This window comes from uncultured Citricoccus sp. (assembly GCF_937871995.1).
Taxonomy (GTDB): domain Bacteria; phylum Actinomycetota; class Actinomycetes; order Actinomycetales; family Micrococcaceae; genus Citricoccus.
In genome coordinates, this window is the sequence record NZ_CALMQR010000015.1 from 1 (window position 1) to 20,343 (window position 20,343).

The following is a 20,343-nucleotide window of genomic DNA, read 5'->3' on the forward strand; positions in this document are numbered from 1 at the left end:
CCCAGGCGTCCTGGATGGCCGAGGGGATGCCCGAGGCGTGGTGCACGGTGACCTGCGCCTTCGTCACGTTCTGCGCCGAGGCCTTCTGGTCGTCGAGCTGGTGCAGCATCCCCTTCCGGCGCGCCCCCAGCCCGGAGACGGGGATCTGGGAGGCGACGACGACCATCGGCACCGCGGTGGCGTAGGCCTCCTGCAGCCCCGCCAGGGCGGTCAGTGCGCCGGGCCCGGTGGACAGGAACAGCACGCCGACCTCGCCGGTGGCCCGCGAGTAGCCGTCGGCGGCGAACGCGGCGTTGTTCTCCACCCGGTTGGAGACGAACTCCAGTTCCGAACGGGACAGCGCGTCGAACAGGCCCAGGGCGTGCTGGCCCGGGATCCCGAAGACGGTGCGGGCCCCCAGGGCGTGCAGGGTCTCGACGACCAGGTCCCCGCCGTTGCGCCTCGCGGTCGCGTCCCCCGCCCCGCTCCCGGCTCCGGGCCCGGGCGTCACGCCGCGCCCTCGCGCGAGGCCCGCAGGTCGGCCATCAGCCCGATGAGGTCGTAGGCCACGTGCGCGGCCGCCACCCCGGTCAGTTCGGCGTGGTCGTAGGCAGGGGACACCTCCACGACATCGGCCCCCACCAGGTCGAGTCCGCGCAGTCCGCGCAGGATCTCCAGCAGTTCCCGGCTCGTCATCCCGCCGGCCTCCGGGGTGCCGGTGCCCGGCGCGTGCGCGGGATCGAGGACATCGATGTCCACCGAGACGTACAGGGGCCGGTCGCCGATGCGCTCGCGGAGCCGGGCCACCACCTCGTCCACCCCCAGGCGGAACACGTCCGCGCTGGTGACGATCCCGAAGCCGAACCGCCGGTCGTCCTCGAGGTCCTTGCGGCCGTACAGCGGCCCGCGGGTACCGACATGGCTGAGGGCGTCCGTGTCGAGGATCCCCTCCTCCACGGCGCGGCGGAACGGGGTGCCGTGCGTGTACTCGGCACCGAAGTAGGTGTCCCAGGTGTCCAGGTGGGCGTCGAAGTGGAGCAGGGCGAGCGGCCGCCCGGCCCGTTCGGCGGCGGCCCGCAGCAGCGGCAGGGCGATGGTGTGGTCCCCGCCGATCGTCAGGAGCGAGGCGGCGTCCCGGGTCAGCGCCAGGGCGTCGGCCTGGATCGCCTCGATCGCCTCGTGGATGTTGAACGGGTTCACCGCCATGTCCCCGGCGTCCACCACCTGCACCTGCGCGAAGGGGGATGTGTCCGTGGCCGGGTTGTAGGGCCGCAGCAGCCGGGAGGACTGCCGGACGTGCCCCGGGCCGAAGCGGGCACCGGGGCGGTAGGACACCCCCGAGTCGAAGGGGACGCCGACCACCTTGACGGCCGCGGTCCGGCCGGCAGCGGTGGCCTCCTGGTCCGTGGGCAGCAGGGCGAAGGTGGCGGCCCCGCCGAAGCGGGGCACGAGGGCAGAGTTCACCGGGCCGATGTTGCCGTTCTCGGTGACGCGGGGGATCTCCAGCATGGTGTGACCTCTCGGTGGGTGGCGGTGGATGCGGTGGGTGGCAGCGGGGGGCGGTTGGCGGGGCATGCGGAGGGTGGCGTCGTCAGCTCAGGCGGCGGCCCGCCAGCGCCCAGAGCACGACGGCCTCGCGGTCACCGGGATTGGACCAGCTGTGCGGTTCGGAGCCGGAGAAGGAGGCGGTGTCCCCGGCCTCGAGCCGGACCTCGCCGCCGGTGGTGATGAACACGAGGCTGCCGCTGATCACGTGCAGCGACTCGACGTCGCAGTCCACCGTGTAGAGCTCGGCGTCCCCCCGGCCCCCGGGGGCGATCACGGCGCGGATCAGCTGCAGCCCGCGCCGACCGGGAGGCGTCAGCAGGTGCTCCGAGATGCCGTCCCCGCCCAGGTTGACCCTCGGGGCGTTCTCCAGGCGGACCACGGCGGTCTGCGGGGCGTCCAGGATCTCGCCCGCCGAGACGCCGAGCACCTGGCAGATGGCCACGAGGCTCGCGACGGACGGACTGGTCAGGTCGCGCTCCACGCGGGAGAGGAAACCCTTGGTCAAACCGGAGAACTCGGCCACCTGGTCCATGGTCAGCCGCCGCTCCTGCCGCAGCGCGCGCAGGCGTCCGCCGATGGCGCGGTCCGGGACCGTGGGCTGGATCGGCAGGGACTTCACGCACGCCTCCTGCGCCGGACACGGCCCCGGGGTTGTCTGTGGAGCAACATGTGTTTACCGTAGTCCCACCCGTGTGACCCGCAACACTCCTGAGCCGCGAGGAACCCCATGCAGACCCTGAATATCGTCATCATCTCGGCCTACCTCGCCAGCATGCTGCTGTTCGGCTGGTGGGGGCGGCGCCGCACCCGCGGCACCTCGGACTACCTCGTGGCCGGCCGCCGGCTGGGGCCCATGCTCTACACCGGCACCATGAGCGCCGTCGTCCTGGGCGGCGCCTCGACCGTCGGCGGCGTGGGGCTTGGCTACGAGTTCGGCATCTCGGGCCTGTGGCTCGTGACGGCCATCGGCGTCGGCGTGCTGCTGCTGAGCCTGCTGTTCGCCCCGTCCCTGCAACGGCTCCGGATCTACACCGTCTCCCAGATGCTCACCCTGCGCTACGGCTCGGAGGCCACGCGCGCCTCCTCGATCGTCATGCTCGCCTACACCCTGATGCTGGCGGCCACCTCCACGGGTGCCTACGCCTCGATCTTCGTGGTGCTGTTCGGCTGGGACCGCTGGCTGTCCATCATGGTGGGCGGCGGGATCGTCCTGGCCTACGCCGTGATCGGCGGGATGTGGTCCATCACGCTGGCGGACATGGCGCAGTTCATCATCATGACCGTCGGGATGTTCGCCCTGATGCTGCCCATCTCCCTCGCCAACGCCGGCGGCTGGAGCGGGCTCACCGCCCGGCTGGACGCCGAGTTCTTCGACCTGGGCGGCATGGGCCTGCAGTCGATCATCACCTACTTCGTCATCTACACCCTCGGCCTGCTGATCGGCCAGGACATCTGGCAGCGGGTCTTCACGGCGCGGTCCCCCCAGGTCGCCCGCTGGGGCGGCACGACGGCCGGCGTCTACTGCATCCTGTACGGCGTGGCCGGGGCCGTGATCGGCATGGCCGCCGCCGTGCTGATGCCGCAGGTCGAGGTCCGGGACGACGTCTTCGCCACGGTCGCCCTGGGCGTCCTGCCCATCGGCATCGGCGGGCTCGCGCTCGCCGCCGCCGTGGCCGCCATGATGTCCACCGCCTCCGGGGCGCTGATCGCCGCCGCCACCGTGGCCCGGGCCGACGTCGTGCCCCTGGTCCGTGACCTCGCGGCCGGCCGGCGGCCGGAACGACTGGACGCCGCCCAGGCCGCCCGGGAGGCAGAGGAGGAGGCCGAGCAGTCCCGGCACTTCGAGGAGGACGTGAACTCCAACCGCTGGTGGGTCCTGGGGCTGGGCCTGTTCGTGCTGGTGCTGGCCATCCTGGTCCCGGACGTCGTGGCGGCGCTGACGATCGCCTACGACATCCTGGTCGGCGGCCTGCTGGTGGCCATCCTCGGCGGGCTGGTCTGGTCTCGTGGGACCGGACCGGGGGCCGCCTGGTCGATGGCGGCCGGCACGGTCGGCACGCTGACGACCATGATCGTCCTCGAGGTCCAGGCCACCGAGGCGTTCGGCGGGGTCTACGCCAACGAGCCGATCTACGTCGGGCTCGCGTCCTCGGCCCTGGTCTACGTCGTCGTCAGCCTGCTGACCCGCCCGACGCACCCCTCGGTGCTGGAGGCCTGGCGCCGGCGCCGGACCGAGGGCGCCACCGAGGAGCTCCGGCCGGGGGTCACCGTCTCCTGACCGCTCAGGTCCACCAGATCGCCCCGATGCCCAGCACGGCCAGGACCGTCACGAGCGTCATGAGCCACAGCACGGCCCAGGCATCGGCCCGCACCCGTTCCCGGGCGATCCCGGCGGACTGTGTCCCGTACCGGTGCCGCTGGGTCCAGTGGATGACCAGCGCGGCCACCGCGCTCAGCAGGGCGGGCGCCAGGGCCAGCGGGCCCACGGCCCCGTACCAGCGCAGGAACATCGCCGCCGTGACGATGAGCGCCAGCAGGGAGCGGTCCCAGCTCATCACGGTCCGCTCCGGTTGCAGCCCCGGGTCCTGGTGCAGGGCGGTGGCGCTGAAGAGTGTCACCTCGGTGGTCCCCGCCGGCCTCAGGCGGGCCGCATCAGGATGAACACGAACAGCACCACCGCCACGACGGCCCCGCCGGTGGCCAGGACCGGCACCAGCAGTGGCAACGGCAGCGGGCGGCCCTGGCGCATGGCCCGCTCCACGCGCATCCAGCGGAATCCTGCCGTGGTGGCGAGCAGGGCCGCGATGAGTAGCAGCCCGGACCCGGCCACCTTGCGGGTGAGCGGGTCGAACACGGACCCCGTGAAGGCCTCGACGGCGATCCCTCCGGCCAGCAGGGCCAGGGAGGTGCGGATCCAGGCCAGGAACGTGCGCTCGTTGGCCAGCGTGAACCGCGGGTCGGGCTCCCTGCCCCCGGCCAGCAACCGGGAGGCCAGGCGCCCTCGTGACGGGGTGACGGCGTCCTCGGGTGATGTCATAGGCCCATCGTAGAATGAGGGTGGTCCGGCTGACCGGACTGTTGCCTTTCCGAGACGGAGCCGCCCTCTCGATGCCTGACGCATCGACCTTCCCCGCATCCCGCCGCAGCCCGGACGGTGAGCCCTCGCGGGATCAGGTGCGGCGGTGGCGGCGGTATCTGGCCGATGGGATCACCGAGGGCCAGATCTACCGGCAGATGGCCCACCGCACGCACGGCCCCGAACGCGACATCCTGCTCGGACTGACCCGGGCCGAACACCGTCACAGCACTGGCGCACCCTGCTGGGCGAGCACGCGAAGGACCCGCCGGCCCTCTCGCCCGGCGCGGCACCGATCCAGCCGGATTCCCGCCGCCGCTTGGGGATTCGCAGCACGGCCGAACTTGAACTGAGGGGGTCGATTGTGCCCATAATCATTGACGAACCGCAGAGCGCGGAGAACGGAGGAACACCATGCGTGGTAGCAGTCTTGTCTGGACCATCGTCGGCATTTTGCTGGCGATCGCCCTGATCATCTGGATCGTCTCGGCTCTGTAGAGCCCGGTTCTCCAAGCCAGGGTCGGGGCCCCACGGCACTCACCGTCGGGTCCCGATGAGAACGGCCCCCTTCCGCGTGCGGAAGGGGGCCGTTCTCATCGGGGTCCGGGTCAGAGCGAGGAGAGTTCCTCGTGCTCCGGGTAGACCTCGCGCAGCAGGTGCGCGGTCTCGGACGGGGTCTTGCCGACCTTCACGCCCGCGGCCTCGAGGGCCTCCTTCTTGGCCTGCGCGGTGCCGGAGGAGCCGGAGACGATGGCGCCGGCGTGGCCCATGGTCTTGCCCTCCGGGGCGGTGAAGCCCGCCACGTAGCCGACGACCGGCTTGGTCACGTTGTTCTTGATGAACTCCGCGGCCCGCTCCTCGGCGTCGCCGCCGATCTCGCCGATCATCACGATCGCCTTGGTGTCCGGGTCCGCCTCGAACGCCTCGAGGGCGTCGATGTGGGTGGTGCCGATGACCGGGTCGCCGCCGATGCCGATGGCGGTGGAGAAGCCCAGGTCCCGCAGCTCGTACATCATCTGGTAGGTCAGGGTGCCGGACTTGGAGACCAGGCCGACGCCGCCCTTGCCGGTGATGTTGGCCGGGGTGATGCCGGCCAGGGACTCACCCGGGGTGATGATGCCGGGGCAGTTCGGGCCCAGGATCCGGGTCACCGGCTTGCCGTCGGCGCCGGTCTTCTCCTGGGACAGGGCGAAGAACTGGGCGGAGTCCTGCACCGGGATGCCCTCGGTGATGACCACGAGCAGCGGGATGCCGGCCTCGATCGCCTCGATGGCGGCGTCCTTGGCGAACTTCGGGGGCACGAACATCACGGAGACGTCCGCCCCGGTGGCCTCCATGGCCTCGGCCACGGACCCGAAGACGGGCAACTCGACCTCTGCACCGTGCTGGTCCTTGTGGGCCACGGTGGTGCCGGCCTTGCGGGCGTTGACGCCGCCGACGATGTTGGTCCCGGCGTGCAGCATCCGGGCGGTGTGCTTGGAGCCCTCGCCGCCGGTGATGCCCTGGACGATGACCTTGGAATCCTTGTTCAGGTAGATCGACATGTGTGCTGTCCGTCCTTACTTCTGTGCCGAGGCGTTGGCGAGCTCGGCGGCCTTGTCGGCGCCTTCGTCCATGGAGGTGGCCTGGGTGACCAGCGGGTGGGCGGCCTCGCGCAGGATACGGCGGCCCTCGTCCACGTTGTTGCCGTCCAGGCGCACGACCAGCGGCTTGGTCGCCTTGTCGCCCAGGATCTCCAGGGCCTTGACCACGCCGTTGGCGACCGCGTCACACGCGGTGATGCCACCGAAGACGTTCACGAACACGCTCTTGACCTGTGCGTCGTTGAGGATGACGTCCAGGCCGTTGGCCATGACCTCGGCCGAGGCGCCACCGCCGATGTCCAGGAAGTTGGCGGGCTTGACGCCGCCGTGGTTCTCGCCGGCGTAGGCCACGACGTCCAGGGTGGACATGACCAGGCCCGCGCCGTTGCCGATGATGCCGACCTCGCCGTCGAGCTTGACGTAGTTGAGGTCGTTCGCCTTGGCCTTGGCCTCCAGCGGGTCCTCGGTGCGCTCGTCCACCAGGGCGCCGTGGCCCTCCTGGCGGAACTCGGCGTTGTCGTCCAGGGTGACCTTGCCGTCCAGGGCCACGATGTCACCGGCGCCGGTCTTGACCAGCGGGTTGACCTCCACCAGGGTCGCGTCCTCCTTCTCGAAGACGTCCCACAGCTTCACGAGGACCTCGGCGACCTTGCCGCGCAGCTCCTCGGGGAACCCGGCCTCGGCCACGATCTTGTCCGCGGTCGCGGCGTCGATGCCGGTCAGCGCGGAGACGGGCACCTTGGCCAGGGCCTCGGGACGCTCCTCGGCGAGCTGCTCGATCTCCATGCCGCCCTCGACCGAGCACATCGCCAGGTAGGTGCGGTTGGAGCGGTCCAGCAGCACGGAGAAGTAGTACTCCTCCGCGATGTCCGCGCCCTGGGCGATCATGACCTGGTGGACGGTATGGCCCTTGATGTCCATGCCCAGGATGGCCTTGGCGTGCTCGAAGGCCTCGTCGGCGGTCTTGGCGACCTTCACGCCGCCGGCCTTGCCGCGGCCACCGACCTTCACCTGCGCCTTGACGACAGTCACGCCGCCGATCTTCTCAGCGGCCGCCTTGGCCTCTTCCGGGGTCTGCGCCACGATGCCGGCCAGCACGGGAACGCCGTGTGCCTCGAACAGATCGCGCGCCTGGTATTCATACAGGTCCACGGGTTGGAGTCCTTCTACGTCGAAAACGGGGACGGCACGGATTCCGCGGGCGGCATCTGGGCACGGCAGCACCCGATCCTGAAGAGGCCATCCGACCCCTGACATCGAGTGATGCGTGTCCGGCTCGGCGGAAGCCGGCCGGAAGTCCGGGAAACCCCGGGCATTCCAACCCTTACCTTAGTCCACGCCACACCGTGGCCGTCCATTCCGGCCGGCAGGGCCCCGTGGGGGCCTCAGTCCACCCGGGTCAGCGGGGCATAGCGCAACAGCAGCCGCTTCTCGGTTCCGGCGAAGTCGACGGTGGCGACGGTCTTGTCCCCCGCGCCGGCGAGCGCCAGCACGGTGCCGCGACCGAAGGTGCCGTGGTCCACGGCGTCCCCCGGCGCCAAGGCCACGATCTCCTTGTTGGGCTGGACCCGGGTGGGCTTGGCGCCCCGGTTCGGCACCGTCAGCTCGGCGCCCTCCGCATAGGTTCCCGACGCGCGGGCCGGCCGGTTGGACGCGGACCCGGCACCCCAGTGGGAACCGGAGAACCGCTGGGGATAGCGAGAACCCCCGTGGCCGCCGATCGAGCCGCCGCCGAAACCGCCGCCGAAGCCCGCGGGCCGGGCCGAACCCTCCCGTTCCCAGACCAGCAGAGTCTCCGGGATCTCCTCCAGGAACTGGCTGGGCGGATTGAACTGGTGCTGGCCCCACAGGGACCGGGCCTCGGCACGGGAGACGAAGAGCCGGCGTCGGGCGCGCGTCAGGCCCACGTAGGCGAGCCGGCGTTCCTCGGCCAGCTCCTTCTCGTCCGTCATGGACCGCGAGTGCGGGAAGACGCCGTGCTCCATGCCGGTCAGGAACACCACCGGGAACTCCAGTCCCTTGGCGGTGTGCAGGGTCATCAGGGTGACCTGGCCCAGCTGGTCGGCCAGGGCGGCACCCTCGGTGTCCGGGGCGTCCGGCAGCTGGTCCGCGTCGGCCACGAGCGCCACCTGTTCCAGGAAGTCCCCCAGGGTGCCCCCGGGATTGGCCTTCTCGAACTCGCGGACCACCGCCACCAGCTCGCCGAGGTTGTCCGCGCGGGACTCGTCCTGCAGGTCCTCGGAGGAACGCAGCGCCTCGAGCATGCCCGTCTGTTCCAGGACGGCCTCCAGCACGGTGGCGGCGCCGGACGTGGCCGCCACCTGGGCGAGGTCGTCCATCATCTGCACGAAGCCGTTGACGGCCTTGAGGGAGCGGGTGGCCATGGCCGGGGCCTGGTCCGCCTGGCGCAGCGCCTCGAAGAAGGTAGAGCGGTTGCGGCCCTGCAGCGCCGCCACCGCCCCCTCGGCGCGGTCGCCGATCCCGCGCTTGGGCTCGTTGAGGATCCGGCGCAGGTTGACGTCGTCATCGGGGTTGTCCAGCACGCGCAGGTAGGCCAGCGCGTCCTTGATCTCCTTGCGGTCGTAGAACCGCGTGCCGCCCACCACCCGGTACGGGATGCCCTTCGTGACCAGGCGTTCCTCGAGGGAGCGGGACTGGGCGTTGGTGCGGTAGAAGACCGCGACGTCCGCCGGGCGGATGCCCTCCTCGTCCTGGAGCCGGTCGATCGTGGTGGCGATCCACTCCGCCTCGGCCGACTCGTTCTCCGCGGCGTAGCCGACGATCTTCTCCCCCGACCCCTCGGCGGTCCACAGGTTCTTGGGCCGGCGCTGGGGGTTCTTCGAGATCACCGCATTGGCGGCGTCCAGGATGGTCTGGGTGGAGCGGTAGTTCTGCTCCAGCTTGATGGTCTCGGCCTCGGGGTAGTCCTGCTCGAACTCGACGATGTTGCGGATGTCCGCACCGCGGAAGGCGTAGATGGACTGGTCCGAGTCCCCGACCACGGTGAGCTCGCCGCCGGCGGTCTCCACTCCCCCCGGCTCCCCTGCGGGCCCGGTGAGCAGCCGCACCAAGCGGTACTGGGCGTGGTTGGTGTCCTGGTACTCGTCCACCAGCACGTGCCGGAAGCGCCGGCGGTAGTTGTCCAGCACCCCCGGGAAGGCCTCGAGCATGTTGACCGTCATCCCGATCAGGTCGTCGAAGTCCATGGCGTTGGCCTGGCGCAGCCGTGCGGTGTACTCGGTGTAGACGGCGGACACCGCCTGGGCGAAGGGCTCGGAGGTGCCGACGGTGGCCGCGTGGTCCTCGCAGTCCACGAGCTCGTTCTTCAGGGCGCTGATCCTGTTCAGGATCGCCTTGGGCGCGAACCGCTTGGGGTCCAGGTCGTGCGCCTTGGCGATCGAGGTGACCAGCCGCAGGGAGTCGGCGGAGTCGTAGATGGAGAAGTTGGACTTCAACCCGACCGTGGTGGCCTCCCGGCGCAGGATCCGCACGCAGGAGGAGTGGAAGGTGGAGATCCACATCTTCTGCGCCGCCGGACCGATCAGCGCGCTGATCCGCTCGCGCATCTCCGCGGCGGCCTTGTTCGTGAAGGTGATCGCCAGGACCTCGTGCGGGCGGGCCCGGCCGGTGGCCAGGGCGTAGGCGATCCGGTGCGTGAGCACGCGGGTCTTGCCCGAACCGGCTCCGGCCACGATCAGCAGCGGCGAACCGGTGTGCTCCACGGCGCGCTTCTGCTGCTCGTTCAGCCCCTCGAGCAGTTCGTCCGCGCCGGGCGCGCGGTGGGCACCGGCGGTGGAGGCGAAGCCGAACTCCGGCTCGTCGGAGAACGGGTCGGCGGGGCGGGCGGCGAACAGGCCCGGCAGGGCGGTCTGGAAATCCTGGGACATGGTGGCGTCCATTCTACCGAGGGCCGGGACGCCCTCAGGGGCCGTCCACAGCCCCGGTCCTCCGGCCCGTCCCGCAGGCGGGATAATGGGAGGCTGGAGGTTCACGTGTCCCAGAAGAAGAACAAGAAGCGGCAGAACAGGCCCGGTACCGGCCGGTCCGGCCCCCCGTCCGGCGCACCGCGGCCGGGCGAGGTCAGGGGCGGTTCCCCGGCGTCGGCCGCCGGTCCCGTCCGGCACCCCCGCCCCTCGGTGGCCCAGGCCCGCCAGGACCTGGAGGCCTCCGGCCAGAAGGAGGGCAGCCCGGGGATGCTGGTGGCCGCCCTGCTGGGCACCACCCTGTTCATGTTCTTCTACCTGCACGTGCTGGTGCTGCCGCAGATGGCGCAGCTGTCCGGCGGGCTGCCCATGCCGGACCAGCAGTTCCTCTACGACTCCGCCTACCTCGCCGAGCTGGACGCCGCCATGGACGAGCCGGCCCACGGGCAGCTGAACTGGGTGCACAAGACGGCCGGGGTCATCTTCCCCATCGCGGTGGGCCTGTCCGTGGCCGCCGTGGCCGCCTGGTGCCTGCCCCGCGGCTGGGGCCGCTGGGTGTCCTACGCCGCCGGTGCGCTGTTCGCGGTGGTGGACATCGTGGAGAACATGCTCATCGAGTCGACGCTGCGGTCCGGGGGCGAAGGCGCGGCCCTGGCCTCCGCCTTCACCACGGCGCGCTGGGTGCTGCTGGTGGCCATCACCGCGTGGATCGTGCTGATGATCGCCGGGCGGTTCCGCCGTTCGGCCCGGGAACGCACCGGGGCGCTCACCCGCCAACCGCGGCGGAGATGACCCACGAATCCCGGAGGTGACGCACGAGCCGCCGGGGACCGCGTAGGATGTCCGAGTGGACCCGCGCCCTCGCGCGTGCGAGCGGGCGTCCGGGCCCTGCAGCCCCCGTAGCTCAGTAGGATAGAGCGACCCTCTCCTAAAGGGTAGGCCATCGGTTCGATTCCGGTCGGGGGCACCAGTCCTCTCCTCCGCCGCCGGCGGCGCCCGAGCAGTCCTCAGGACGGTGTGGTCCGCGGGTCGCCGGGATCGCCCGGCCCGAAGAGGTCCACCCGGCGGTCGGCCAGGTACGGCGGCACGCCCTCGACGTCCCGGACCTCCACCACGAGCAGGCCCTCACCCGCCGCCGGCAGGGTGTCCACGGCGCCGCCGGGGCCGCAGATCACGCTGAGCCCCGCATAGTCCTGGTCGCCCTCGCTCCCGCAGTAGTTGGCGTAGGCGATCTGGACCCCGTTCTCGTAGGCCCGGGCGGGCACCAGGGTCCGGGACACGATCTCGTAACCGGCCATGTTCGCCGTCGGGACCAGGACGACCTGTGCACCCCGCAGCGCCGCCGCCCGGACGGCCTCCGGGAATTCCACGTCGTAGCAGATGAGCAGGGCGACCCGGTGCCCCCGGAGGTCCGCCACCGCGGGCGGTGCGTTCCCGGGGGTGAAGCGGCTCCGGTCCAGGTCCTCGAACAGGTGCATCTTCCGGTGCCGCAGGACCGTCCTGCCGTCCGAGACCAGCAGGGCGGAGTTGTACACGGTGCCGTCGGTGTCCCGTTCGGGATAGCCGTAGGCCACGGCCACCCCGGTGCGCACGGTCAGCTCGGCGATCCGCTGGGCGGTCGGACCCCCGCACGGCTCGGCCAGCCGATGCGTGTCCCGGCGGGGGATGTCGTACCCGGTGGTGAACATCTCCGGGACCACCAGGACGTCGGCATCTTGTTCCGACGCCCGGTCCAGGGCGTCCTGCAGCCGCAGGAGGTTCCCCTCGACGTCGAGCGGATGCGGCTCGCACTGCCAGACGGCGACGCGCACGGTGCTCAGTCCGCCAGCGCGACGGGCGCGATCTCGTCGAAGAGGTCCCCCGGGCCAGGATTGTCCCCGGCACAGGAACCGCCGAAGTAGTCCATGACACCCCAGACCGCGTTCAGCCCGGTCTGCACCGCGCCCTCCGCCCAGGCGGGGGTGAACGAGACGTCATCGCCGGCCAGGAAGATCCCGCGCTGGCTCTCCGGCAGGCCCTGCTGCATGAAGTGGGTGTACATCCTGTAGTTGTAGCGGTAGTGCCCGGGCAGGGCCCCCTTGAACGCGCCCAGGAAGAACGGGTCGTCCTCCCAGGACACCGTCACGGGTTCGCCCACGATGTGACCGCGGATGTCCACGGTGGGATAGATCTTCGACAGCGAGTTCAGCGCGAGGTCGACCCGGCGGTCCACGGCGTGCGGGAGCATCTTCAGGGAGTCCGACATCCAGGAGTAGGACAGGCAGATCGCGGCCGGGCGATCGGGTCCGTCGTCGAAGAGGTAGGTGCCCCGCGTCAGCCGGTCGGTGAGCGTCATGCTCATCTGCTGGCGGCCGGTCTCCGGGTCCGTGCGCAGCCAGAACGGCTCGTCGACCATGACGAAGGTCTTCGTCGACTGCATGTACCGCGTCCGGTCCAGCGCCATCCACAGGTCCTGCGAGAACAGGCCCTCGTCGCAGTCGACCTCCGTGGTCAGCAGCCAGCTGTGGCACGTCGCGACCACGGCGTGGTGCCGTCGCGTGGTGCCCCACCGGTCCCGCACGCAGAACCGGCCGTCGTCGTCCTTCCCGATGGCCGAGGCGGCGGCCAGCGTGGCCCCGTGGTGGAGGGAGGACAGCGTGGTCCCGCTGGGCCAGGGCCCGCCGGGGCGGACCGGCAACTCCCACAGCCCGCGGGGCAGCTGGTCGACGCCGCCCACGATGAGCCGCTGGTCGGCGTCGCAGTTGGTGAGGACCACCCGCAGGATCTCCAGCATGGAGTTCGGGAAGTCCGAGTCCCATCCCCCCGTGCCGAACCCCACCACGCCGAACAGTTCCCGGTCACGGAAGGACAGGGACCCGAAGGCCTTCGACCGGGCGATGAAGTCGTAGAACGTCCGGTCGTCCCACTCCGCCACGAGGGTGTCCCAGGACCTCTTGAGCCGGGGGACGTCGCGATGCCGGATGGCCTCCTGCATCTCGGTGTACCCGATCTCCTCCAGCGCGGCGTCCCAGGCGTCGGAGATCCTGGTGAAGGTCTCCGGGAGATCGGCCAGGGTCTGGCCGTAGAAGGTCTCACCGCCGATGTCGATGACCGTGCTTCCCGCGGCGGGTGTCAGCGGGTTCGGGAAGGGCCGGTGGTCCAGGCCCAGGAGGTCGGCATAGTGGAAGAAGGTGCTGCCCGAGGTGGGGAAGCGCATCCCGCCCAGTTCCGCCACCACCCCCTCGGCGCCGTCGAAGCGGTGGGTGCGCAACCGGCCACCGATCCTGGTCGGCTCGTAGATCACCGGCTTGAGCCCCAGGTTCATCAGCTCGTAGGCGGCGACCATGCCGGACAGCCCCGCCCCGATGATCGCCACCTCACGTCCCAGGACCGCCTGCGGCAGGGTGCCGAGGCCCGCGGGATGGTCCAGCCACTCGTCGTAGGCGAACGGGAAGTCGGGCCCGAACATGGTGACGGGCAGCGGCGAGGTGTCCTTCTCGGACGGCGTGAAAATGCTCACGTCAGGAGACTATGGCCTCCATCGCCACGTGCCCACCCCCCGGGGGGCCTTCACCCCGGCCACGGCAGCGACCTGACGAGGCCGTCCGCGCCTGGCGGGCCGCCCCGGCGGGTCAGCCGCCGGCGCCGGCCACGGGATCGTCGAACTGGGTCCGGTACAGCTCGGCGTAGCGGCCCCCGCGGGCCAGCAGGTCCGCGTGCGGCCCCTCCTCCACCACGTGCCCGTCCTCGACCACCAGGATGCGGTCGGCGGAGCGGATGGTGGAGAGCCGGTGCGCGATCACGACGGCGGTGCGGCCTTCCAGAGCCTCGGCCAGGGCGGCCTGGACGGCCTTCTCCGACGTGGAGTCCAGGGCGGCCGTCGCCTCGTCCAGCAGGACGACGCGCGGTGCGGCCAGCAGCAGTCGGGCGATCGTCATCCGCTGCCGCTCTCCCCCGGATAGCCGGTATCCCCGCTCCCCCACCACGGTGTCCAGCCGGTCCGGCAGGCCCTCGACCACGTCCCGCAGGCGGGCGCGGTCGATCGCCTCCCACACCTCCTCCTCGGTGGCCTCGGGCCGGGCCAGGGTCAGGTTCCCGCGGATCGTGTCGTGGAACAGGTGCCCGTCCTGGGTGACCATGCCCACCGTCTCCTGCAGGGAGGCGAAGGTGGTGTCCCGGACGTCCAGGCCGTTGTAGCGGACCGAACCGGAGCCGACATCGTAGAGCCGGGCCAGCAGCGAGGCGATGGTGGACTTGCCCGCGCCCGAGGTGCCGACCAGGGCGTAGGTCTGCCCCGGCTGCACCGTGAAGGAGATCCCGTGCAGCACCTCGGCCCCGCCCCGGCGGTCCAGCACGGCCACCTCCTCGAGCGAGGCCAGCGAGACCTGGTCCGCGCTGGGATAGGAGAACCGCACGTCCTGCACCTCGAGGGTGACCGGGCCGTCCGGGATGGCCCGCGCGTCCGGCCGCTCGCGGATCAACGGTTCCAGGTCCAGCACCTCGAAGACCCGGTCGAAGGAGACGAGGGCACCCATGATCTCCACGCGGGCGCTGGCCAGGCCGGTCAGGGGGGCGTAGAGCCGGGTCAGCAGCAGGGCCAGCGTGACGACGTCCCCGGCCTCGAGCGTCCCGGCCAGGGCCTGCAGCCCGCCGATGCCGTAGACCGCCGCGAGGGCGAGCGCGGAGACGAGGGTCAGTGCGGTCATGAACACGGACTGGCGCACCGAGATCCCCACGCCGACCGCCCGGACCCTGTCGGCCCGGGAGGCGAACTCGGCCGACTCCCGCGCGGGACTGCCGAAGAGTTTGACGAGGGTGGCCCCGGCCGCGGAGAACCGCTCGGTCATCTGGTCGCCCATGGTCGCGTTGGACTGGGCCTGGCTGCGGCTCAGCTCGGCGATCTTGCCGCCCATGAAGCGCGCCGGGATCAGGAACAGCGGCAGCAGCACCAGGGAGACCAGCGTGACCTGCCAGGAGGTCGTCAGCATGACGATGAGGGTCAGCACCAGGGAGACCACGTTCATCACCACCCCGGACAGGGTGCGGGAGATCGCCGTCTGGGCGCCGATGACGTCGTTGTTGAGCCGGGAGACCAGGGCACCGGTGCGGGTGCGCATGAAGAAGGCGATCGGCATGGTCTGCACGTGGTCGAACACCGCGGTGCGCAGGTCGTAGATGATGCGCTCCCCCAGGTCGGAGGACAGCCACCGGGTCACCACGCCCAGGATCGCGTCGAGCACGGCCACCAGGGCGATCAGCAGCGCCAGCCGGATGATGAGCGCGGACGTCCCCCCGCCGACGATCGCGTCCACCACGTCCCCGGCGAGGATGGGCGAGGCCACCCCCAGGAAGGCCCCGACGACGGAGAGCACGAGGTAGAACAGCAGCTTGCCCTTGTACCGGCGGACGAAGTCCAGGGTGCGCCGTACGGTGCCCGGCCGCAGTCCCCGGCCGGCCTGGTCGGCGCCGCGGCTCATCCGGTACATCGTCATCCACGCGGCCCGTTCCATGCTCATGGCCGGGGCTCCTGGTCCTCGGCCGTCCCACCGGGGGCGCCGGCCGCCGTCGCGTCGGTCGCGCCGGCCGGGGCCCGTCCGCGCGGGGGATGTGCGGACGGGGCGGTGACCTCCGCCGCGAGGAGCCGCTCGATCGCGCGCAGCGAGGCGGCGTGGGCGCGGTCGAATCCGGCCTGTCCCGAGCCCTCGGCCAGCCCCGCCGCGTAGCCGGCGATGAACGCCGTGGCCGCGGCGTCGTCGTCCTGACCCGAGGCCGCCGCGGCGATCCGCGCGGCTCGGGAGAGCCGGGCGGTGTCCGGGCTGACGCCCGAGAGCTCGAGGGCGGCCATCAACCGCTCCGGCCAGTCCGCCGGATGCTGCGGGGCGGAGACCTGCGGGGACGGGGCGGGAACGTTCTGGGGCACCGCACCAGTCTAGGTCGGCGCCCGCGCCGGGCTCCCGGGATCAGGCGACGGCGGCCAGGAAGTCGGTCCACTGCTCCGCCGGGCGCTCCAGTTCCCGGATCCGCCACTGCGGTCCCCGCGGGCGGGCGGGGGTGACCCGCAGGGTCCAGCCCATCTGCGCCAGGGTGCGGTCGCCCTTGGCGTTGTTGCACTTCAGGCAACAGGCCACCAGGTTCTCCCAGGAGTCCTCACCCCCGCGGGACCGCGGGTGGATGTGGTCCACCGTGGTGGCGGACCGTCCGCAGTACCCGCACTGGTGTCCGTCCCGGCGCAGGACACCGCGGCGGGAGACTGCGGCGGTGTCCGCATGCGGGATCCGGATGTAGCGGTTCAGCAGGATCACGGCCGGGCGCATCACCGTACAGGTCGGCCCGACGACGGGGTCCCCGCCGTCGGCGAGCACGCTCGCCTTCCCGGTTCCCACCAGCAGGATGGCACGGCGATAGCTGACGACGGACAGCGGCTCGTAGCCGGCGTTCAGGACCAGAGTGCGCATGGGATGACCTCGCGGCTCGGGGGTGCCGCGGGCGCCGGATCGCCTGCCGGGTACCGACCCGGCCATCCGGCGTCTGCGGAGTGTATCGGGGGCGATCAGGTTCAGGATACGCGCCGCTCCCCCGGGCGCGTGACCGCGGCCCCCGACGCCGGGCGTGTCCCGGGCAGTGTTCACGGACCGGTCATGCCGCGTTCACGCGCCCGCACGGCCGCCGGCGACCACCCTCCCGGGATGCCGGGGACGACCGAGGGCCCCTCCGTGTCCGGAGGGGCCCTCGTAGCAGTCGTCACCCGGCCGGTGGCCGGGCAGGTGGTCGGTGGTCAGCCGACGTAGGTGTAGTAGCCGTACAGCGGGTTGCGCGTCACCGGGTGCTGGAAGGTGCCGACGGACGGGTTCTGGGCACCGATCATCTGGCCGTTGCCGACGTAGATGCCGACGTGGCCGCCACCGTTCTGGAACACCAGGTCGCCCGGCTTCGGGTTCGAGGTGGGCACGAACAGGCCGGAGCCACGGATCGCGGAGGTCGAGGACGGGATGGTGATCCCGGCCTGGCGGTAGGCCCAGGCCGTGAAGCCGGAGCAGTCCCAGCCGGCAGTGGTCTTGCCGCCGTAGACGTAGGGCACGCCCACGCCGGAGTAGGCGGCGGCCACGACGCCGCTGAGGCCGCCACGCTCCGCCGCCGGCTTCGGGGCCGGCGTGGCGGCGGGCTTCGGAGCGGACTGCGTGGTGGTCGTCCGCGGGGCGGACTGGTCGGTCCGCGAGGCGCGCTCGACGGTGCGCTCGGTGGAGCGCTCGGCCTGGGCCGGGCGCTCGGCCGGAGCGGAACGGGTGGTGGGCTCGGCGGACCGGGTGGTGGTCGCGGCGGCGGGGGCCTCTGCGGCGGCGGGCTGCGGGGCGGGGGCCTCGACGACGGGCTCCGGCTCGGGCTCCGGGGCGGGCTTGGAGGCGACGGGAGCGCGGTTCAGCTCGACCTTGACGTCCTTGGCGGCGGTGACGTTGACGGCGGCGACGGACGCGGCACGCTCGATGTCCAGGCCCGGGGCCGGGATGCTGGTGGTGGCGCGGACGGCAGTGTCGGCGCCCTGGGCCGGCATGCCGATGGTCAGGACCAGGCCGGAGGCTGCCGCCACGACCGCCGCCTGGCGGCCGACGGTGCCGGCGTTGGCGGACACTGCCTTGGAGATGGCCTCGAGCGGGTTGCTGGTGACCGGGGTGGCGCGGTGACGTGCAACGGAGCTGCGCTTCGACACGGGATATACCTCTCTCACGTGCCGCCGGGCCTGACCCGCCCCCGCCATGATGGACGACTGCTGAAAGGGCACCGGGCTGCGGGGGGATTGGCAAGACACCGGCCGGCTCTTCCTCGGGAATCCCGCCGAAGGGCCGGGCTCCAAGGTATATGAAACGTTTACCAATGTCACACTCAGGTCACGACGGGCTGTGGATAACACTGGACCCCGCCCAGCAACTCATCAGGAAGTGCCTAGTCCGGCGGCAAGAAGGAGACCGAAAATGGTGACGAAGTGATTTATCCCACGTCGTGATCGAGCGTCGCGCGTGATGGAGCCGTGACCTACACCGGGACGCCTCCCCGACTCCCGGGAGCCCGGTCAGCGGAGGCTGCGCTCCACGCGGATGTGGGCGGCCGCATCCTGCGAGACCTCGAGGGCGACCCCGCCCTCCGCGGCGTCCGCGGCGCGCACCGTGATGTAGCCGTCACGGGGTGCGATCTCGATGTCCTGCCCGGGGCGGACACCGGCCAGGGCGAGCTCCGAGAGCAGTTCAGGGTCGGTCTGGATGGCCTCGGTGAGGCGGACCACCGTGTACCGGCCCGGAGCACCGGCGGCCACCGACAGTGCCACCCCGTGCTCCAGGGCTGAACGAGCGCCGCTCATGGGCGCATGGAGCTGGTCGAGTCCCGGGATCGGGTTGCCGTACGGGGAGTCGACGGGATGGTCCAGCAGTTCCAGCAGGCGCAGCTCGACCTTCTCGCTCATCACGTGCTCCCAGCGGCAGGCCTCCTCGTGGACGTAGGCCCAGTCCAGCCCGATGACGTCGGACAGCAGTCGCTCGGCCAGGCGGTGCTTGCGCATCACCTGCACGGCCTTGGCACGGCCTCCCTCGGTGAGCTCGAGGTGCCGGTCGGTGCTGACATGCACCAGGCCGTCGCGTTCCATCCGCGCCACGGTCTGGGAGACGGTCGGCCCGGAGTGCTCCAGGCGTTCGGCGATGCGTGCCCGCAACGGCACGATCCCCTCCTCCTCGAGCTCGAGGATGGTGCGGAGGTACATCTCCGTGGTGTCGATCAGATCCGTCACTTCTGACTTTCCTCTCCAGGTCCCTATGGTCCATGGGTGACCACCCGGCCGGGGAGTCAGGCCGGGCCCGCACGCGGGACCGCACCAACCATCCTAGCCACGGCGGGGATCACCCGGGATCACCGGTCGGCCCCGTCGACAGGGTGGTGCACGGGCTGACGGGGACCACACCCGGGCCCGACACGAATCCCGAGGTCCGGGGTCGATGCGGGAGAATGGGGAGTCGCGACCGGCGTGGCGGCAACGCCGCCCGCCCCCGGGTCGCACGCCCCGTTCCGGGACGACCGTCGAGTCAGGAGATCGCATGAGCACACCCGAGGTGACCATTCCCCAGCAGCTGCTTCCCCGGGACGGACGATTCGGCGCCGGTCCGTCCAAGGTCCGCCCGGACCAGGTCCAGGCCCTGGTCGACGCCGGACCGAGGCTGCTGGGCACGTCCCACCGCCAGGCACCGGTGAAGAACCTCGTGGGCAGCGTGCGCCAGGGCCTGACGCAGCTGTTCTCTGCCCCCGAGGGCTACGAGGTGATCCTCGGCGTCGGTGGGTCCACCGCGTTCTGGGACGCCGCCTCGTTCGGCCTCGTCCGGTCCCGCGCCCAGCACCTGTCCTTCGGCGAGTTCGGGTCGAAGTTCGCCAAGGCGACGGACAAGGCGCCGTTCCTGGAGGCCTCCTCCATCCTCACCGCGGAGCCCGGGACGCGGCCGGAGCCGCGGGCCGAGGCCGGCGTTGACGTCTACGCGTGGCCGCAGAACGAGACCTCCACCGGCGTGGCCGCCCCCGTGCAGCGCGTGGCCGGGGCGGATGAGGACGCCCTGGTGCTGATCGATGCCACCTCGGCAGCCGGTGGACTGCCGGTGGACGTGTCCCAGGCCGATGCCTACTACTTCGCCCCGCAGAAGAACTTCGCCTCCGACGGCGGGCTGTGGCTGGCCCTGTTCTCCCCCGCGGCCCTGGAGCGTGTCGAACAGGTCAAGGCCTCGGGCCGCTGGATCCCGGACTTCCTGGACCTGAAGACCGCGGTGGACAACTCGCTGAAGAACCAGACCTACAACACCCCGGCCCTGGCCACGCTCGTGATGCTGGACAGCCAGCTGCGCTGGATGAATGACAACGGCGGCCTGGACTTCGCCACGGCTCGCACGTCCGACTCGTCCAACCGGGTCTACACCTGGGCCTCGGACTCGTCCTTCGCCACGCCGTTCGTGACCCGCCCCGAGGACCGCTCCGCCGTGATCACCACCGTGGACTTCTCGGACGACGTCGATGCCGCCGCCGTCGCCACGATCCTGCGCGCCAACGGCGTGGTGGACGTGGAGCCCTACCGCAAGCTCGGCCGCAACCAGCTGCGCATCGCGACGTTCGCGGCCATCGAGCCGGACGACGTGACGGCCCTGCTCGCCTGCATCGACCACGTCGTCGAGCGACTGGGCTGAGGCCGGCGGCCGGCACGGCAGGACCACCGGCCGGTACGAGAACGGCGGGG

18 protein-coding genes and 1 tRNA gene are annotated in these 20,343 nt (G+C 71.4%); 4 read left to right on the forward strand and 15 right to left on the reverse strand.

Annotation, left to right across the window (positions count from 1 at the left end; genetic code table 11):
• The 3 genes from Q0283_RS01055 to Q0283_RS01065 all read right to left on the reverse strand — a co-directional run.
• Positions 1-490, reverse strand: a 490-nt coding sequence (locus Q0283_RS01055) for a thiamine pyrophosphate-binding protein (protein ID WP_298042051.1), incomplete at its 3' end; no start/stop codon positions are given.
• Positions 487-1,488 carry an agmatinase gene (gene speB, locus Q0283_RS01060; RefSeq protein ID WP_298042052.1) on the reverse strand — a complete coding sequence of 334 codons (1,002 nt, stop codon included), beginning with the start codon at positions 1,486-1,488 and terminating at the stop codon, positions 487-489. The genes speB and Q0283_RS01055, both read right to left, overlap by 4 nt.
• A gap of 82 nt (positions 1,489-1,570) precedes the next feature.
• Complete coding sequence (locus tag Q0283_RS01065; RefSeq protein ID WP_183523440.1) at positions 1,571-2,146, reverse strand: helix-turn-helix domain-containing protein; 576 nt, start codon at positions 2,144-2,146, stop codon at positions 1,571-1,573.
• 108 nt (positions 2,147-2,254) lie between these two features.
• Between Q0283_RS01065 and Q0283_RS01070 the strand changes: the two genes are divergently transcribed.
• Complete coding sequence (locus Q0283_RS01070; protein WP_183523439.1) at positions 2,255-3,805, forward strand: sodium:solute symporter; 1,551 nt, start codon at positions 2,255-2,257, stop codon at positions 3,803-3,805.
• Between the two features lie 4 nt (positions 3,806-3,809).
• On the opposite strand, the gene Q0283_RS01075 is transcribed toward Q0283_RS01070, so the two are convergent.
• The 5 genes from Q0283_RS01075 to pcrA all read right to left on the reverse strand — a co-directional run bounded on the left by Q0283_RS01075 (position 3,810) and on the right by pcrA (position 10,073).
• Positions 3,810-4,145, reverse strand: coding sequence for a DUF202 domain-containing protein (locus tag Q0283_RS01075; RefSeq protein ID WP_183523437.1), 336 nt, complete (start codon positions 4,143-4,145; stop codon positions 3,810-3,812).
• A gap of 20 nt (positions 4,146-4,165) precedes the next feature.
• Positions 4,166-4,564, reverse strand: coding sequence for a YidH family protein (locus tag Q0283_RS01080; RefSeq protein WP_010145236.1), 399 nt, complete (start codon positions 4,562-4,564; stop codon positions 4,166-4,168).
• Between the two features lie 647 nt (positions 4,565-5,211).
• Complete coding sequence (gene sucD, locus Q0283_RS01085) at positions 5,212-6,147, reverse strand: succinate--CoA ligase subunit alpha (RefSeq protein WP_183523435.1); 936 nt, start codon at positions 6,145-6,147, stop codon at positions 5,212-5,214.
• 15 nt (positions 6,148-6,162) lie between these two features.
• Entirely contained in the window at positions 6,163-7,338 is a 1,176-nt protein-coding gene (sucC, locus tag Q0283_RS01090) for an ADP-forming succinate--CoA ligase subunit beta (protein ID WP_183523433.1), read from the reverse strand.
• 233 nt (positions 7,339-7,571) lie between these two features.
• Positions 7,572-10,073 (reverse strand): DNA helicase PcrA, encoded by a 2,502-nt coding sequence (gene pcrA, locus Q0283_RS01095; protein ID WP_183523431.1) that lies wholly within the window; start codon positions 10,071-10,073, stop codon positions 7,572-7,574.
• Between the two features lie 105 nt (positions 10,074-10,178).
• Between pcrA and Q0283_RS01100 the strand changes: the two genes are divergently transcribed.
• Together Q0283_RS01100 and Q0283_RS01105 are read left to right on the forward strand one after the other, a co-directional pair.
• Complete coding sequence (locus Q0283_RS01100) at positions 10,179-10,901, forward strand: hypothetical protein (RefSeq protein WP_183523429.1); 723 nt, start codon at positions 10,179-10,181, stop codon at positions 10,899-10,901.
• A gap of 101 nt (positions 10,902-11,002) precedes the next feature.
• Positions 11,003-11,079 (forward strand) — tRNA-Arg (locus tag Q0283_RS01105).
• A gap of 37 nt (positions 11,080-11,116) precedes the next feature.
• Here Q0283_RS01105 and Q0283_RS01110 read toward each other — a convergent pair.
• From Q0283_RS01110 to Q0283_RS01140, 7 genes are all read right to left on the reverse strand, one after another.
• Positions 11,117-11,920: a carbon-nitrogen hydrolase family protein gene (locus Q0283_RS01110; protein ID WP_183523427.1), complete on the reverse strand. Its 804-nt coding sequence runs from the start codon at positions 11,918-11,920 to the stop codon at positions 11,117-11,119.
• Between the two features lie 5 nt (positions 11,921-11,925).
• Positions 11,926-13,608, reverse strand: coding sequence for an NAD(P)/FAD-dependent oxidoreductase (locus Q0283_RS01115; protein ID WP_298042057.1), 1,683 nt, complete (start codon positions 13,606-13,608; stop codon positions 11,926-11,928).
• Positions 13,609-13,720: 112 nt separating this feature from the next.
• Complete coding sequence (locus tag Q0283_RS01120) at positions 13,721-15,604, reverse strand: ABC transporter ATP-binding protein (RefSeq protein WP_183523425.1); 1,884 nt, start codon at positions 15,602-15,604, stop codon at positions 13,721-13,723.
• Entirely contained in the window at positions 15,601-16,008 is a 408-nt protein-coding gene (locus Q0283_RS01125) for a hypothetical protein (RefSeq protein ID WP_183523423.1), read from the reverse strand. Before Q0283_RS01125 ends, Q0283_RS01120 begins: the two co-directional genes overlap by 4 nt.
• Positions 16,009-16,048: 40 nt before the next feature.
• Positions 16,049-16,543 (reverse strand): HNH endonuclease, encoded by a 495-nt coding sequence (locus Q0283_RS01130; protein WP_010144995.1) that lies wholly within the window; start codon positions 16,541-16,543, stop codon positions 16,049-16,051.
• Between the two features lie 320 nt (positions 16,544-16,863).
• Positions 16,864-17,793 carry a C40 family peptidase gene (locus Q0283_RS01135; RefSeq protein WP_298042060.1) on the reverse strand — a complete coding sequence of 310 codons (930 nt, stop codon included), beginning with the start codon at positions 17,791-17,793 and terminating at the stop codon, positions 16,864-16,866.
• Between the two features lie 360 nt (positions 17,794-18,153).
• Positions 18,154-18,861 carry a metal-dependent transcriptional regulator gene (locus Q0283_RS01140; RefSeq protein WP_183523419.1) on the reverse strand — a complete coding sequence of 236 codons (708 nt, stop codon included), beginning with the start codon at positions 18,859-18,861 and terminating at the stop codon, positions 18,154-18,156.
• A gap of 304 nt (positions 18,862-19,165) precedes the next feature.
• On the opposite strand from Q0283_RS01140, the gene serC reads away from it, so the two are divergent.
• Entirely contained in the window at positions 19,166-20,293 is a 1,128-nt protein-coding gene (serC, locus tag Q0283_RS01145) for a phosphoserine transaminase (RefSeq protein ID WP_183523417.1), read from the forward strand.
• Positions 20,294-20,343: the final 50 nt, after the last annotated feature.

What these genes read in the sequence shown, in the direction of transcription:
- Q0283_RS01070 (WP_183523439.1), top strand. Translation starts at nt 2,255, where the DNA reads ATGCAGACCCTGAATATCGTCATCATCTCGGCCTACCTCGCCAGCATG.
- serC (WP_183523417.1), top strand. Translation starts at nt 19,166, where the DNA reads ATGAGCACACCCGAGGTGACCATTCCCCAGCAGCTGCTTCCCCGGGAC.
- Q0283_RS01130 (WP_010144995.1), bottom strand. Translation starts at nt 16,543, where the DNA reads ATGCGCACTCTGGTCCTGAACGCCGGCTACGAGCCGCTGTCCGTCGTC.
- speB (WP_298042052.1), bottom strand. Translation starts at nt 1,488, where the DNA reads ATGCTGGAGATCCCCCGCGTCACCGAGAACGGCAACATCGGCCCGGTG.
- sucD (WP_183523435.1), bottom strand. Translation starts at nt 6,147, where the DNA reads ATGTCGATCTACCTGAACAAGGATTCCAAGGTCATCGTCCAGGGCATC.
- Q0283_RS01120 (WP_183523425.1), bottom strand. Translation starts at nt 15,604, where the DNA reads ATGAGCATGGAACGGGCCGCGTGGATGACGATGTACCGGATGAGCCGC.
- Q0283_RS01080 (WP_010145236.1), bottom strand. Translation starts at nt 4,564, where the DNA reads ATGACATCACCCGAGGACGCCGTCACCCCGTCACGAGGGCGCCTGGCC.
- pcrA (WP_183523431.1), bottom strand. Translation starts at nt 10,073, where the DNA reads ATGTCCCAGGATTTCCAGACCGCCCTGCCGGGCCTGTTCGCCGCCCGC.